The 14,273-nt window shown below is 41.2% G+C and carries 16 protein-coding genes and 1 riboswitch; of the genes, 6 read left to right on the forward strand and 10 right to left on the reverse strand.

The features are described 5' to 3' along the window. Positions 1–14 precede the first annotated feature (14 nt). Complete coding sequence (locus tag LIT25_05100) at positions 15–317, forward strand: HNH endonuclease (GenBank protein ID USK34734.1); 303 nt, start codon at positions 15–17, stop codon at positions 315–317. 36 nt (positions 318–353) lie between these two features. On the opposite strand, the gene LIT25_05105 is transcribed toward LIT25_05100, so the two are convergent. The 6 genes from LIT25_05105 to LIT25_05130 form a co-directional block, all read right to left on the reverse strand. After that, positions 354–572, reverse strand: a complete 219-nt coding sequence (locus tag LIT25_05105; GenBank protein USK34735.1) for a spore germination protein — start codon at positions 570–572, stop codon at positions 354–356. A gap of 44 nt (positions 573–616) precedes the next feature. Further along, positions 617–1,003 (reverse strand): spore germination protein GerPE, encoded by a 387-nt coding sequence (locus LIT25_05110; protein ID USK34736.1) that lies wholly within the window; start codon positions 1,001–1,003, stop codon positions 617–619. A gap of 6 nt (positions 1,004–1,009) precedes the next feature. Further along, positions 1,010–1,186, reverse strand: coding sequence for a spore gernimation protein GerPD (locus LIT25_05115; GenBank protein ID USK34737.1), 177 nt, complete (start codon positions 1,184–1,186; stop codon positions 1,010–1,012). Continuing rightward, positions 1,183–1,809: a spore germination protein GerPC gene (locus tag LIT25_05120; protein USK34738.1), complete on the reverse strand. Its 627-nt coding sequence runs from the start codon at positions 1,807–1,809 to the stop codon at positions 1,183–1,185. The genes LIT25_05115 and LIT25_05120 overlap by 4 nt, the downstream gene beginning before the upstream one ends. A gap of 84 nt (positions 1,810–1,893) precedes the next feature. After that, positions 1,894–2,109 carry a spore germination protein GerPB gene (locus tag LIT25_05125; GenBank protein USK34739.1) on the reverse strand — a complete coding sequence of 72 codons (216 nt, stop codon included), beginning with the start codon at positions 2,107–2,109 and terminating at the stop codon, positions 1,894–1,896. A 14-nt stretch (positions 2,110–2,123) separates the two neighbouring features. Continuing rightward, complete coding sequence (locus tag LIT25_05130) at positions 2,124–2,345, reverse strand: spore germination protein (GenBank protein ID USK34740.1); 222 nt, start codon at positions 2,343–2,345, stop codon at positions 2,124–2,126. Between the two features lie 372 nt (positions 2,346–2,717). Here LIT25_05130 and LIT25_05135 point away from each other — a divergent pair, with 372 nt between their 5' ends. Further along, the gene (locus tag LIT25_05135; GenBank protein USK34741.1) at positions 2,718–4,844 is read left to right on the forward strand and encodes a DNA topoisomerase 3; all 2,127 of its coding nucleotides are present in this window, start codon (positions 2,718–2,720) and stop codon (positions 4,842–4,844) included. A 97-nt stretch (positions 4,845–4,941) separates the two neighbouring features. Here LIT25_05135 and LIT25_05140 read toward each other — a convergent pair whose 3' ends face one another. Continuing rightward, positions 4,942–6,006: a carboxypeptidase gene (locus tag LIT25_05140; protein ID USK34742.1), complete on the reverse strand. Its 1,065-nt coding sequence runs from the start codon at positions 6,004–6,006 to the stop codon at positions 4,942–4,944. 354 nt (positions 6,007–6,360) lie between these two features. On the opposite strand from LIT25_05140, the gene LIT25_05145 reads away from it, so the two are divergent. Then, positions 6,361–7,524, forward strand: coding sequence for a DUF418 domain-containing protein (locus LIT25_05145; protein USK34743.1), 1,164 nt, complete (start codon positions 6,361–6,363; stop codon positions 7,522–7,524). On the opposite strand, the gene LIT25_05150 is transcribed toward LIT25_05145, so the two are convergent. After that, positions 7,521–7,694, reverse strand: a complete 174-nt coding sequence (locus LIT25_05150) for an aspartyl-phosphate phosphatase Spo0E family protein (protein USK34744.1) — start codon at positions 7,692–7,694, stop codon at positions 7,521–7,523. The two genes, LIT25_05145 and LIT25_05150, sit on opposite strands and share 4 nt — an antisense overlap. A gap of 403 nt (positions 7,695–8,097) precedes the next feature. Between LIT25_05150 and LIT25_05155 the strand changes: the two genes are divergently transcribed. After that, positions 8,098–9,003, forward strand: a complete 906-nt coding sequence (locus LIT25_05155; GenBank protein USK34745.1) for a fumarylacetoacetate hydrolase family protein — start codon at positions 8,098–8,100, stop codon at positions 9,001–9,003. A 389-nt stretch (positions 9,004–9,392) separates the two neighbouring features. On the opposite strand, the gene LIT25_05160 is transcribed toward LIT25_05155, so the two are convergent. After that, the gene (locus LIT25_05160) at positions 9,393–10,583 is read right to left on the reverse strand and encodes an ornithine--oxo-acid transaminase (GenBank protein USK34746.1); all 1,191 of its coding nucleotides are present in this window, start codon (positions 10,581–10,583) and stop codon (positions 9,393–9,395) included. Between the two features lie 181 nt (positions 10,584–10,764). Here LIT25_05160 and LIT25_05165 point away from each other — a divergent pair, with 181 nt between their 5' ends. Then, positions 10,765–11,124: a YisL family protein gene (locus tag LIT25_05165; GenBank protein USK34747.1), complete on the forward strand. Its 360-nt coding sequence runs from the start codon at positions 10,765–10,767 to the stop codon at positions 11,122–11,124. Between the two features lie 94 nt (positions 11,125–11,218). Here the strand turns inward: LIT25_05165 and LIT25_05170 are convergent, their stop codons facing one another. Beyond that, positions 11,219–11,785, reverse strand: a complete 567-nt coding sequence (locus LIT25_05170; protein USK34748.1) for a DUF2777 domain-containing protein — start codon at positions 11,783–11,785, stop codon at positions 11,219–11,221. Between the two features lie 249 nt (positions 11,786–12,034). On the opposite strand from LIT25_05170, the gene asnB reads away from it, so the two are divergent. After that, on the forward strand, positions 12,035–13,885 hold the full coding sequence (gene asnB, locus LIT25_05175; protein USK34749.1) for an asparagine synthase (glutamine-hydrolyzing): 1,851 nt from the start codon (positions 12,035–12,037) through the stop codon (positions 13,883–13,885). Positions 13,886–14,160: 275 nt separating this feature from the next. After that, a riboswitch (SAM riboswitch) is annotated at positions 14,161–14,268 on the forward strand. Positions 14,269–14,273: the final 5 nt, after the last annotated feature.

Genomic DNA, 14,273 nt, shown 5'->3' on the forward strand with positions numbered 1-14,273 from the left:
AAGGATGGATGGATATGGCGAAAAAAGGGCTGGGAACATGCGAGCTATGCCGACAGCAGGAAGTAGAAACGACAGAACATCATTTCACTCCAAAAGAAAAAGGCGGGACCTTTTTGCCGACAGCACAGCTCTGCATACCGTGCCACAAGCAAATCCATGCTTTGTATACTAATGATGAGCTTGCCATTCGCCTGAATACAATAACAGAACTAAAGAATGACCCTAAACTTGCAAGCTATGTAAAATGGATCCGCAAGCAGCCTTCTTCAAGACTTCTCCGGACTAAAAAATCAAATGAGCGGAAGAAAAGAAAATAAAATGAAAATGACGTGCTGTCCAACAGGCACGTCATTTTAGTTATTTCCAACAATATTTTGATCATTTAAATCAGGATCGATTGAATTCGTAGCACTTACAATATTGTTTACAATAATAAAGTCACCTGTATTTCCCCCGCCAGAACCTGATGCAGTCTTTGATGAACTCTTAGGAGAAAGATAAAACGAGTCACCGAAGTTTACAACACCGCCTCCGACAGAGTTAATGCAGATTGGACCAATAATAGCTGGCATGAACGAACATCCTTTGGCTTTCTGTCATATTCACAGTCTATGCATTAAGGCTGTTTACGTTCATTCCGGCTTAGCAATTGTCTGATGTGCTTCGCACGTGATTCTGCCGAAATCGTGTTTGTGGAACCGAATTGAACAACAGCAGATGAAGAAACAGATGTTACTCTAACTGCCCCAACTTTAATGGTTGGATTTTCATGATGAAAAGCTGTCTGAATATTTTCTGTGATCAGAGGTTTTGGCAAAAGTTCTGTGTAAAAGCTGTATTGCCTTAAGTCACCCTCGTTTCCCAGCAGGATTTCTGCCTCCCTTTGCACGGCGTAGACGTTAGTTCGCGCAACGATATCTACACTGTCCCCGATCTGAAAAAGCGAACTGATCCCGATTGAGTTAACATACGCCTTGTTAACAATAGATAATCGATTGATCATTGCAGCTTATTCCGGTGCAAGAGGAACAAATGGACCTACAATCAATGATTCAGGCGGCGTATCAAAAACCGATGACAATGTAATGCAGTTCACATCGCCAATAAGGAAGACGCTGGAACTTGCAACAGCAGTCACTTGGATGGCTCCAACTGAAAGCTCTTTATTTACTACGTTAAAATTCATGAGTTGCTGTCGGCTCCTTCTTTTGGCAGGGCTTGGATAAAGTACGTAATGGAACGTTCCACATCCTGCTTTACTTTAGATGTAATATCTTCAATTAACGCGCTGACAGGCACGGATTCATCATATGTTCCCTGTTTTAAGTAGAACCTGATCCGGCTGTCAATTTGCTTGCGGATATCCTCAATGATAAATTCCTTATGCGCATCATCAAGCTCATATCTATATTGTGCAGCGAGCTGTTCTATATATTTGACGCAGTCTTCGTTCAGAAATGCAAGCAGCCTCGCCTGAACAGCTTCAAATATTTCTTCCCCGCGCTTCGTGTTATTTACTTGGTTAACTTGAAGTCCTTTTTGATCCACTTCAAAGTTTTCAATTTGATCAGGCACGGTTGGATTAAGTCCTATATTTAATGTGCCTTCCAGCGTTTCTACTTTTAATTGATCAAATTTATATTCTATTTTTTCGATTGTTGTACTGGGGCGCTTTTTCAATTCTTCTATTTCGTCCATCATGGCGGAAACAGCGGATTCAAGTTTTTTGATTTTCTGATCCTGAGCCTGAACAATTCCGTATAAATGCTGCACACACTGCATCATTGATTGATCATAGTACAATTTCATTCACCCCGCTTATAAAATCACGTACATAGTATCTAGATTTATTTATATGCACGGTACTAAAAATGGGTGAATGCCTATACCAGATTAAATTGGGGCCAGCGGAACGAAAGGGCCTTGTGTCTGAGTCGGCCCTCCCGGACCTACTGCAGCTGGGGCAGGTGCGGTAAATGCCCCGGTATTATAAAGGTTTGACAGCGGTTTAATAATACCTGCGCTTCCAATTTGAAGGACAGAAGAGTTGCTCACCGCCTCCACCTTCAAGTGATTAATTTGGATCGTCTGGTTAATGTAAAAATTCATGTTTTCACCTCTTTTTATGCATTTCCCGCTATTGGCTGGTCAATGGCATCGTTGTCGTAAACATTCGTGACACTATTTTGATTGTAAATATTCAAACCATCTCCCGTATTGAAAGATCCAGCCCCTGCAAAGGTCTTGACTTCGCTGTATGGCGAGATAGTAATGACATCCCCGATATGAACAATGCTGCTCGTACCAACGGCATTTACTTTAAATGCTCCTACTATGGCTGGCATATCCAACATCCTTTGCTTTTTGAGGTTAAGTACTGCACCTGTAAAATATCGTATGAAAGATAGGCAAACTTGTGATAAATGCGGATTTATTTAGAGGATTTTGGTTTAGCAGGAAAACTGCTGATATAGAAAATGGACCAGCACACAATAAAGATTCTTTTCATTCCCGTCTTTTGTTTGTCCAATGTCAAAATTAAATTTTGCCTGCTGCACAATCCATAAACTTAGTGAGAAATCTATATTTAGGATCTGGCCGGTGCCGTGTTATGTATTTCTTTTTCACAGAAGATGTTTCATACTGTAGATAGAATGAGAGGACAGAGGGGTCATAACTTCTCTCAATTAAATGTTTGAAAAGAGGTTCAAGAAAGTATGTCTAGAGTTTTAATACTGGCAGAAAAACCTGATCAGGGGCGTAAACTCGCTGCTCCGTTTCCTTTTGTTAAAAGAGAAGGATACTTGGAGATTGGGTCATGCTCTGTTTTTCCAAATGGTGCGAAGGTCACGTGGGCAATCGGCCATTTAGTTGAGCTTAAAAATCCGGATGAATATAAGGATGAATGGAAAAAGTGGAGGCTTGAAACACTGCCGATTATTCCAGATCAGTTTTTGTATAAAGTAAGTAAAGGAAAAGCGAAGCAATTTAAAATTGTTAAAGACCTATTAAAAGAAGCCGACGAAATTATTATCGGAACAGATCCGGCACGTGAAGGTGAAAACATCGCACGCCTGCTGATCATGATGGCTGGAGCAAACCAAAAGCCGATAAAACGGCTCTGGACCTCTTCTTTGACGGAAAATGCGATATTAAAGGGCTTTAATGAACTGTATGACGGCAGCAAAACCATTCATTTGTTCCACGAAGCACAGGCCCGGCAAATATCGGACTGGCTTGTCGGGTTAAATGCAAGCAGGCTCTATACCCTGCATCTTCAAAAAAAGGGGGTCCGCGATGTGTTCAGTGTCGGACGCGTGCAAACCCCTGTATTAAAATTAATTTATGACAGGCAAAAAGAAATCGAGAATTTTAAGCCAGAACCTTTCTTCGAGCTTCAGGCAGCCTTCAAGGTGGAGAACGGGGAGTACACAGGTAAGCTGAAAGGCCGTTTTAAAACATCTGAAGAGCTGTTTGCAGCAGCAGCACCCGATATTACGGAAAATCAGAAAACGTATGATGCAAAGGTTAAAAGCACCGAAGTTGCTGAAAAGCGTGTGCCTTCACCAAAGCTCCACAGTTTGTCCAGCCTGCAGGCAAAACTGAATAAACAAAGGAAAATGAGTCCGAGCCAGGTGCTGAAAACGGCTCAATCTTTGTATGAAAAAGGATATATTTCTTATCCCCGGACGGATTCACAATATATTACAGATGAAGAGTTTAGCTACATCAAAGCAAACATCAGCCAGTATCAGCAGGCACTTTCCCTGTCTTTTAACCCTGTGCGCCTTCATCCATCCAAAAGATACGTAGATTCTAAGCGTGTCAGCGATCACTATGCCATCGTGCCGACTGAAAAGAAAGTCAGTTCTGCCGTTTTTAGCTCTTTTAGCTATGAACAAAAATCCGTCTACGAAGAGGTAATGAAAACTGCACTTGGAATGTTCATGGATGACTATGTATTTGATGAAACAACCATTGTCACTTCTATTGGAAAAAATGATTTCATCAGTAAAGGAAAAACAATGAAAAATCCAGGATGGAAGTCGCTGTATCAAAAGGAACCCGTGGAAGCGGATGAGAAAAAAGAAGATCAAATGCTTCCGAAAGTAACCAATGGTGAAGCAGCGATTGCCTCTGTAAAAGTAAAGGATGGCATGACACAGCCGCCTAAACCATACACCCAGGGCCAGCTGATTACCCTTATGAAAACTGCAGGCAAACATGTTGAAGACAAGGAAATGAGAGAAGCGCTGAACAGCACCGAAGGCCTTGGAACAGAAGCAACACGCTCTGGAATTATTGATACCTTGCTGATGAGAAAATTTATTGAAGTCAAAAAGAACGAGGTATTTGTTACAGGCAAAGGGGAAATTCTCTGTGAAGCTGTTGAGGGTACACTGCTTTCCAAACCAGAAATGACGGCTAAATGGGAGGTTTATCTGAAAGGAATCGGCAGCGGTGAAAAGTCAAAGGATGTCTTCATTGATACAGCAAAAAAATTCTGTTTCACATTGCTGGATCAGGCAAGTGCCAGCATGGAGAAATTAGAAGTGACTGCACAGCCGGCTGCAGCAGACACAAGAGAAGCGATCTGTCTTTGTCCTGCATGTAAAACGGGCGGCATCATGGACCGCAAAACGTTTTATGGGTGCACGGATTACAAAACTGGCTGCAAACAGACGTTTCCAAAAAAGCTTTTGGGCAAAACGATTTCGGCGGCGCAAATTAAACAGCTTTGTCTTAAAGGAAAAACGAACAAGCTGAAAGGCTTTAAAGGGAAAAAACCATTTGATGCAAGCCTTGTCCTTAAAGAAGGGAAAATCGAATTTTCGTTCTCATAAATCACTCATTAAAATCCTTGGTCTTTCATTAATGAGTTTTGCTCAAAAGAAAAACGCTTAGGAATTCCTAAGCGTTTTTTCATTCAGGTTCAAATCCTTATTCGTCTGATTCTTCACCAGAACGACTTTTTTGAGTCGGAAGTGTATCCCAAAAGCTCACATCCGCATTCTCGATAGATCCGTCTGCGATGGCTCTGACTGTAGAGTCAAGCGTTGTGATCGTTTGTTTAATCAGGTAGCCATTGCTTTTTTGTCCGAGCGCATAGGATTCAATATAGTGATCAGACATTCCGCGCATTTCAAACAGAAGAGTAGAAATGCCATAACGGACAGCTGCCCCGTTGCGTCCGATATTTTGACCGCTGCCGCCATCGTATTTGCCAATATGGCCCCAGCCCGTGTTTTCAATTGAATGATAGACAACTGACCCCAGTTTTTTAGAACGCTCAAGAACATCAGCATCGACATCAGAATTAGTCGGATGCAGGATTGAACCTGACACAAGCTCTCCCTCTGTTTCACTTAGAGTTCCCTGATGATGAAGGTCTATCATGTAATCAATCTTGTACTTTTCAAATACATTTTCATATAAAGCTTTAACTTCTGCCTGCATGCTGGCAATCGGTTTATCATGCTCCCGGTTTAAATCAATCTCATTTGCATTATACCGAGTTAAATGGCGGCTGCCATCAGCCAGATAGTTATCCAGTGAAAAATTCACATCACCCATGGCGCCATCGGCATTTAACATTGGAATGACCAGGATATTCACGTTCTCTAGAACACCTTTTGATTTATTGGTGCCTAAGTGTTTGATGAATTCAAGTGCTCCTTCTGTTGTCAGCTGCTCGTTGCCGTGCTGCTGCGTTAAAAATAGAATAGTGGGGTTGTCCGGGTTTGTTATGTATTTTGTTAAGTAAATATCCCGGCCCTTTACCGTTTGACCGATGATTTCAAGCTGCATGCCCTCCTGCTTTGCATCTTGTGTTTTTAAATAGTCCACCATGCTGTCATAAGTATGAAGAATGGATGTTTGGATTGATCCATTACCGGCGCCTGGTCCATTGCCGACGGCACTAACTGGTAAAGAAACTGCGGAAAAAGCGCTTATTGCCACAAGACTGGATAGAGAAACAGATAATACTTTCTTTTTAAGGTTCATTGACATCCTCCAAATGGTAGATTGATAAATAATTCGTGATGCGAAATATTTATACTTATATGCTATCTTCTTAAGTTTTCTTTGTTAATAAAAGGATAGACCTGTTGTTTTGACAGTTTAATCTGGGTATTAAGACGATAAAATCAGATTTATTGGCATTTATTATGAAAATAGTAATTGAAATCGAGTTTTTTACGTGAGAGGAAATACCTATAAATATTCTTTCATCCAATCCCGCAAAAAAAATGTCGAAAGGAAATAGTCATGAAGACATTTAAAAAGAAAAAAGGGTGTTAATAGAGTTGTAAAGCAATGTGATATGATATTTTGTACTAGAAGAAATTGGAGGCTATGATGGATTCATTATACGCAATACATAAAAAAGACCGGCTTCACGTACTTGACATCTTGAGAGGGTTTTCGCTGCTGGGGATATTATTGGTGAATATGAAATCGTTCCATGAGCCTGCTTTGTACATCAGCAGCCTTGTAAGCAGCACGACTGCACTGGATAGGCTTATTGAACAATTTATTAATTTGTTTGCACAAGCGAGTTTTTATCCGCTTTTCTCGTTTCTTTTCGGTGCAGGCACTGTCATTTTTTATGAGAGGGCAAAAGAAAAAGGACATTCGTTTGGCCGATATTATTCAAAGAGGCTGATCGGACTTTTCATTATCGGAATGCTTCATGCAGCTTTGATTTGGCATGGGGACATCCTGATCAATTATGCAATCATCGGGTTTATCTTTATGATTTTTCTTAAATGGAGTGCTGAGCGCCTCATGAAGTGGGCACTGTGGATTCTAATCCTGCCGAATGTCCTGATGTCGCTTGCTCTGCTGACTGCCTATATAGGGGAACCAGGAAGTCTTGATCCCGGAAAATATGGATCACAGGAAGCGATTCAGCAATCATTGGAGGTTTATCAAACAGGAAATTTTATTGAAATCACGCAGCAGCGGCTGACGGATTGGGCGTATGTAAACAATGCGGAGAATGCTATTTTTCTTATCTTATCGATTCTTCCGCTGTTTATGCTTGGTGCGGCTGCTTATAAGAGGGGGTGGTTTCATCAGTCCATGATAAAAGAATGGAAACGGACGGCGATCATTACAGGTGCAGCAGCTGCCGTTTTTAAAGGCATGCCATATTATTGGGATGAAAATATCCTTACTCAGCATCTGCAATTATCACTTGGAGGGCCTGCTTTAACCCTCTGTTATGTATCGCTTGCCTTGCTGTTTTTAAATAAATTCAAATTCAGGCTTGAGCCAATAAGAGCTGCAGGCAGAGGATCACTCAGCAATTATCTGCTGCAATCGATCATATGCACGTTTATCTTTTATTCTTACGGTTTTGGGTTCTATGGTGAAATTTCTGAATGGACTGGCTTCATCCTTGTTATCTTCATTTACGGGATACAGGTGTTTTTAAGTCACCTTTGGTTTAAGCGCTTTGCATTTGGACCTGTTGAATGGCTGCTGAGAAAATGGATTTACTTTTCACATCGGGCTTAATTGACAGCAGACTGAAGGGGCATCCGATTTTTAAGCTGCTGTTTAATTTGTTCGATAATCAATAAATCCAGTTCCTGGCTGCATCGCACGGTTTCTGAGGAGTTCATGCCATAGTCTTTTGCAGCTTCTAATAGCTTTTGTCTGTAGTTTTCAATTTCGTTCAGTGCCATGATCTTTTCTCCAACTTTCATGGTTTAATGTGTCTTGTTTTTCAGGCGGGAAGTGTACCTGAAATGGTAAAATTGATTCCTGAAAAAACATATCTGTACAGGTAATAAACTTATTATACACAGGGTTGTACAAAATGGTTTACATTCGATAAAATAACAAAAAACATTACAGGTTTCTACAAAAACCCGCTGTATTACGGATTGGGAAGAGTGATTGATTCACATTTTTCAGAAGGGAAGCTTACGCTTTTGCAGCTCTAGATTTTCAGAGTGAAAAGTTGACCGGGGTTTGAAACTTCATCCGTTTTTTTAGAGGAAATATGACATTGTTTAGCGAATATTTTACTTTAGAGAAGGCAAGGTAAAAGCAAATGTTCCATCAAAGGCAAAATGGGGGAAAACTATGAGACTAGCTACTGCACAGCTTCACGGTCGAACATTCATCGGACTGATTATGGAAGAAAATAAAATTCTCGATATTCAAAGGGCAGAGAAAAAATTGTTTGATTTGTCTTCAGCACCGCAGACGGTTATTGAATGCATTGAAATGGGAGAAAAATTCATCAATCATTTAAAACAGCTTGAACTTTGGGTGGAAAAATCAAATGAAACCGAATCTTATTTATATTCATTTTCAGATGTCAAATGGCTCGCACCTATCCTGAATCCCCGCAAGAATATTTTTTGCGTCGGAAAGAATTACCGGGAACATGCGATTGAACTTGGAAGCGAAGCAGATATTCCGGAACATGTTATGCTTTTTTCAAAAGCGCCCACGACAGTGATTGGGCATGAAGAACCGATTGATCCGCATTTGCATCTTACAAAGGAACTTGATTATGAAGGGGAACTTGCGGTAATTATCGGAAAAAAAGGAAAACTGATTTCTGAAGAGAAAGCCATGGATTATGTGTATGGCTATACTATTATTAACGATATTACGGCGAGAGACCTGCAATCTAGGCATAAACAATTTTTGCTAGGTAAAAGCCTCGATACATCATGTCCGATGGGTCCTTACATTGTACATAAATCTGCTGTGCCGGATCCATATGCACTGAATCTGATGACAAAGGTGAACGGGGAAGTAAGGCAGAATGGACATACGAAAGACATGATCTTTCCAATTGAAAAGGTGATCTCCACGATCTCACAGGGAACAACACTTGAGCCGGGAGATATCATTGCTACGGGAACACCAGCAGGCGTCGGCAAAGGGTTTAAGCCCCCTAAATATTTAATGCCGGGTGATGTTGTAGAAATTACGATTGATGATATAGGAACACTCAGCAATACGATTGGAGAATAAATGAAACACGCCAGTGGAACTGCTGGTGTGTTTTTAATAAGGGGGATTAGCAGTATGTGCGGGATTTGAATGGAATCAAAAAGTAAGAGACGAAGGTATTCCCGTGAAGCGGTAAGTTATTGGCTGCTATTAGAAAAGGACTGTCACCAGCAGGGTGAGACTTCCTATCTTAGCGAGTTTTTTCCTTAATTGACAGTGAAAGCAAACAGGGCGTTATTAGACTGTCTTTGGCTTATTCATTAAAATAGGCAGAGCGAATGTAGCTCCTAGTCTTCAGACTGCTTCTTTTGTTCCTTATTTGGGAAATTGTTTTAAAAGACTAATCGAGCATTTTATTTTAAACAAAAACAGTGTTAATCCAAGTAGGATTAACACTGTTTAAAGAACTATTATGCGAGAACCTTTTTCACTTTTTCAATCGCCCAGTCAAGATCTTCTTTTGAGATGACAAGCGGCGGTGCGAAGCGGATCACTGTTTCATGCGTTTCTTTGCAGAGAAGTCCTTCTTCTTTAAGCTTTTCGCAGTATGGGCGTGCTGATTCAGTCAGTTCTAAGCCGATGAATAAGCCTTTGCCCCGTACTTCTTTAATAATCGGATTTTCGATTTCGCGCAGGCGGTCCTGCATGTAGCTTCCAAGCTCCAAAGAACGCTCAGAAAGTTTTTCATCAACAAGCACATCCAAGGCTGCAATGGAAACAGCACATGCCAGCGGGTTCCCGCCGAATGTTGAACCATGTGATCCTGGCTCAAAAACGCCTAGTACATCTTTATTAGCGGCTACACATGAAATCGGGAAAACACCTCCGCCGAGTGCCTTTCCAAGAATGTACATATCCGGTTTAACACCTTCCCAGTCACAGGCAAATAATTTTCCCGAACGGCCAAGTCCTGCCTGGATTTCGTCTGCCACATATAGGACGTTGTTTTCTTTACAGATGTCATATGCAGCCTTCAGGAAACCTTCTTCAGGAATGTGAATGCCTGCTTCGCCCTGAATCGGTTCAAAGATGAAAGCGGCTGTATTTGGCGTAATTGCCTCTCTGAGCGCTTCTAAATTACCGAATGGAATCACCTTAATGCCAGGCAGCATAGGGCCGAAGCCGCGTTTGTATTCTTCGCTTGAGCTCATTGATACCGCTGTCATTGTACGGCCGTGGAAATTCTCCTCGCATACAATAATCTCTGCTTGATCTGACGGAACACCCTTTACATCGTAAGCCCAGCGGCGAACGGTTTTAACGGCTGTTTCGACTGCCTCTGCGCCTGTGTTCATTGGAAGAACCATTTCTTTTCCTGTAAGATTAGAAACCTTTTCATACCATGGACCAAGCTGATCATTGTGGAAGGCTCTTGATGTTAAAGTGATTTTATCTGCCTGCTCCTTTAGAGCAGCAATAATTTTTGGATGGCGGTGCCCTTGGTTTACAGCAGAATAGGCGCTGAGCATATCCATATATTTGTTGCCTTCAGGATCTTCTACCCAAACTCCTTCTGCCTTTGAAATAACGATTGGCAGCGGATGATAATTGTTTGCTCCATATTTTTCAGTCAGGTCGATGATTTGTACTGATTTTGACACAATATCTCCTCCGAATACGATTAAGTCTGGAAATACATAAATCTAACATTCCCTCATGTACTACAATATCCTACCTTTTTTAAGAAAACAATAGACAAGTCAATGCGCTTACATTTCATTTTTTATAGGCATTCATGATACTATATGTGTGGGAAGTTATGAAAAAGAGGAGGATTTACCAATGACCACACACTTACATATTACGACATGGGTTGTCGCACTTATTCTATTTTTTGTCGCGAACTCCCTCTTTAAGTCGGGAAAAGAAAAACCATTCAAAATTGTACACATGACTTTAAGGCTTTTCTATTTATTGATCATCGCTTCAGGCCTGCAGCTTTTACTCAGTTTGGCAGTTATCAGCGGCGAATATATCGGAAAAGCAATCCTTGGCATCTACGTTATTGGGATGATGGAAATGATCCTTGTCCGAGCTAAAAAGAGAAAGCCGACACGCGTTTTCTGGATTCAGTTTGTGATCGTTCTGATTGTCGTGATTCTGCTCGGATTGCGTTTGCCAATCGGTTTAAGATTTTTTTAATAGAAAGAACCTCTGCCGGGTGCAGAGGTTCTTTTTATTGCCTAAATTTGTTTTCGGATAAGCAAAGATGAAAAAAGCAAACCGTATTCCGCGGCTATTGCTGCATCTGTGTTAAAAGCGCTCTTTTTCCCGTGCAAGTTGTAAATTCGAAACGATCTTCATTCTTGCTGCCCCTTGAAAAGTGATGCTGTACTCCGCAAATGGCCTCTTCGTTGTCAAATTGAAAGAAAGAAACTCCTTTTTTATCCGTTTTCCCGTCCTGAAAAACCATATGATTATAGCTGTATATGCAATCATGGATAGAGAATGACAAAGCATTCAGCTTAGCTGTAAATGCAAGAAAAGATTCATCACTGGATTCCTTCAGCATATATTCTAATGCGAATGGCACCTTTTTTTGAATGCGCAGCGTATCATTTGTTTTCAATTGATGTATGCCCATCGGAATAGAAAGCTGTCCATCTTTTAAATAGTTGCCCGTATACCAGCTGTCATTCAGCAATATCTCCAATGATTCATCCGGTTTAAATTGCAGAATGGAAACTTCTTCATGCACATCATCATAAAATAATAATTCCTGATCTTCGCCAATTTCAATTGAACCTGTGACATGAGCACGTTCCTGCCGCTCGAGCAGGCGATGTTTTTGTTTAGAAAGCATCGAATGAACCTCCCTTAAAATAGATTCTTTATCGTTCGTTTTTTCCATTTAGAGGGAAAATTATTCAAAACACCTTTTTAAGGCAAGACAATTTTGATCGATTATTCACAGACATTCGGGCTAATCTTGCCAAAAACACCCCTATACAAATAAAAACGTGATACGGACAAATCAACTCTTCATAAGTTAAGCATAGGATAACTGTCTGAGTAAAACTCAGGCTATTCAAATGGGGGAGATGATAGGCAGATGTGTGGAATAACAGGCTGGGTTCATTACCAGAAAGATCTGCAGCAGCATGTAAATGTCATAACAAATATGTCGGAATGCTTATCAAAGAGGGGACCAGATGATACGAATGTGTGGGGAGAGCAGCGCATTCTTTTTGGTCATAAACGTCTTGTAGTTGTTGATCCTGCAGGAGGAAGACAGCCGATGACCCGCAAAAAAGGAGAAAATACATTTACAATTTGCTACAATGGCGAGCTTTATAATACAGAAGATATCCGCCTGGAATTACTAAAGCGCGGGTATACATTTGCAGGCCATTCCGACACCGAAGTTCTGCTTTCAGCGTATATGGAGTGGAAAGAAGAATGTGTGCATCATTTAAATGGTATTTTTGCCTTTGCGGTCTGGGACTCAGGTAATGAAAAACTCTTCATTGCAAGAGATCGATTAGGGGTAAAGCCGCTTTTTTATTCTGAGAAGAAGGCATCTCTTATATTTGGCTCAGAACTGAAGGCGATCCTTTCACATCCTGATCAAAAGGCCGTTCTTGACAGGGAAGGATTAAGTGAGATATTTGGACTTGGACCTTCCAGAACGCCAGGAATAGGCGTTTTTAAAGGAGTAAAGGAGCTCCGTCCTGCTCATGCAATGACGTTTTCAAAAGAAGGACTGAAGGTTTGGAGATATTGGAACGTGCAAAGCAGAAGTCATCTTGATTCTTTTGATGAAACAGTCAGCCGCGTTGGATTTTTAGTCAATGATGCAGTGACACGCCAGCTAGTTTCAGATGTTCCAGTGTGCACTTTTCTTTCTGGAGGACTTGATTCTAGTACGATCACCGCAATTGCTGCAAAAGCGTTTGAAAGAGAAGGCAAGGGTCCTCTTCATACGTTTTCCATTGATTACGAAGATAATGATAAGTTTTTTAAAGCGAATGAATTTCAGCCAAACTCAGACGCTCCGTGGATTGATAAAATGACGGATGCTTTTCAAACGGTTCACCACCGGTCAATCATCACACAGCAGCAGCTTGCTGATTACTTAACGGAAGCCGTTGAAGTCAGAGATCTTCCTGGTATGGCGGATATTGATTCTTCTCTTCTATGGTTCTGCAAAGAAATAAAAAAAGATTTTGTCGTAGGACTATCAGGGGAATGTGCAGATGAAATATTCGGCGGATATCCGTGGTTTCACCGGCCGCAGGATTTATCCGAAGATGCATTTCCGTGGATGAGATCAACGGATGCAAGGATGAATCTGCTTCGTACAGATTGGCAAAGCAAGCTGAATTTAAAAGAGTACGTGAAAACAAGATACCAGGAAACATTGGAAGAGACACCTCTTCTTGATGGTGAGTCTGAAACAGAATCTAAACGCAGGCAGCTGTTTTATCTAAATATTCTTTGGTTCATGACGACCTTGCTCGACCGGAAAGACCGCATGAGCATGGGAGCGAGTCTCGAAGTCCGTGTTCCGTTTGCGGACCATCGCCTCGTAGAATATGTTTGGAACATACCATGGGATATGAAAATGCATGGAAACCGGGAAAAAGGCATTCTCCGCAAAGCATTAGAAGGCGTGCTTCCGGATGAAGTCCTTTACCGTAAAAAAAGCCCGTATCCAAAAACACATAATCCTCACTATACAAAAGCCGTCAAAACTTGGCTTCAGTCATTGACGAAAAACCAGGATTCTGCCCTTCACGTCTTTTTTGATAAAAAAGCGCTGAACGATATTATTGAGTCAGAAGGCAATTCTTTTCAGGCGCCTTGGTACGGACAGCTGATGACAGGTCCGCAGCTGCTCGCCCACCTTGCACAGATTCATGTCTGGTTTGAAAAGTACAGAATCAATATTGAGGAATCTTAAAGAGTCAGCTGAATAAGCTGGCTTTTTGATTTGACTGGGCAGCATAGGGAGGTTTCCTGCGGCATGAATTAAGGAGGATATTGGCAGAACGAGCAGAAAAAGAGAAAGCACTAAATACTGAGTTTTTCAGCAGAATCAAATAAGCGCACGGCTAAACCAGCTCCTTTATTAATAAATTCTTCTCTGCCTGCATCTCACTTTTTTGATTATTCTAAATTAATGATTGACAGAATGAAGCTGTGAGTATAATATTCAGGTATTCGAATTTAATAGCTTGCTTATCAAGAGAGACTGAGGGAACAGGCCCTGCGAAGTCCGGCAACCTCCTTAAATGGAACGGTGCTAAATCCTGCAGAATGATTATTCATTCTGGAAGATAAGTCGTCAT

Source organism: Bacillus sp. F19, assembly GCA_023823795.1.
Taxonomy (GTDB): Bacteria; Bacillota; Bacilli; order Bacillales; family Bacillaceae; genus Bacillus_P.

Coding starts and splice junctions, on each gene's coding strand:
- LIT25_05100 (USK34734.1), top strand. CDS start 15: ATGGCGAAAAAAGGGCTGGGAACATGCGAGCTATGCCGACAGCAGGAA.
- LIT25_05105 (USK34735.1), bottom strand. CDS start 572: ATGCCAGCTATTATTGGTCCAATCTGCATTAACTCTGTCGGAGGCGGT.
- LIT25_05110 (USK34736.1), bottom strand. CDS start 1,003: ATGATCAATCGATTATCTATTGTTAACAAGGCGTATGTTAACTCAATC.
- LIT25_05115 (USK34737.1), bottom strand. CDS start 1,186: ATGAATTTTAACGTAGTAAATAAAGAGCTTTCAGTTGGAGCCATCCAA.
- LIT25_05120 (USK34738.1), bottom strand. CDS start 1,809: ATGAAATTGTACTATGATCAATCAATGATGCAGTGTGTGCAGCATTTA.
- LIT25_05125 (USK34739.1), bottom strand. CDS start 2,109: ATGAATTTTTACATTAACCAGACGATCCAAATTAATCACTTGAAGGTG.
- LIT25_05130 (USK34740.1), bottom strand. CDS start 2,345: ATGCCAGCCATAGTAGGAGCATTTAAAGTAAATGCCGTTGGTACGAGC.
- LIT25_05135 (USK34741.1), top strand. CDS start 2,718: ATGTCTAGAGTTTTAATACTGGCAGAAAAACCTGATCAGGGGCGTAAA.
- LIT25_05140 (USK34742.1), bottom strand. CDS start 6,006: ATGAACCTTAAAAAGAAAGTATTATCTGTTTCTCTATCCAGTCTTGTG.
- LIT25_05145 (USK34743.1), top strand. CDS start 6,361: ATGGATTCATTATACGCAATACATAAAAAAGACCGGCTTCACGTACTT.
- LIT25_05150 (USK34744.1), bottom strand. CDS start 7,694: ATGGCACTGAACGAAATTGAAAACTACAGACAAAAGCTATTAGAAGCT.
- LIT25_05155 (USK34745.1), top strand. CDS start 8,098: ATGAGACTAGCTACTGCACAGCTTCACGGTCGAACATTCATCGGACTG.
- LIT25_05165 (USK34747.1), top strand. CDS start 10,765: ATGACCACACACTTACATATTACGACATGGGTTGTCGCACTTATTCTA.
- LIT25_05170 (USK34748.1), bottom strand. CDS start 11,785: ATGCTTTCTAAACAAAAACATCGCCTGCTCGAGCGGCAGGAACGTGCT.
- asnB (USK34749.1), top strand. CDS start 12,035: ATGTGTGGAATAACAGGCTGGGTTCATTACCAGAAAGATCTGCAGCAG.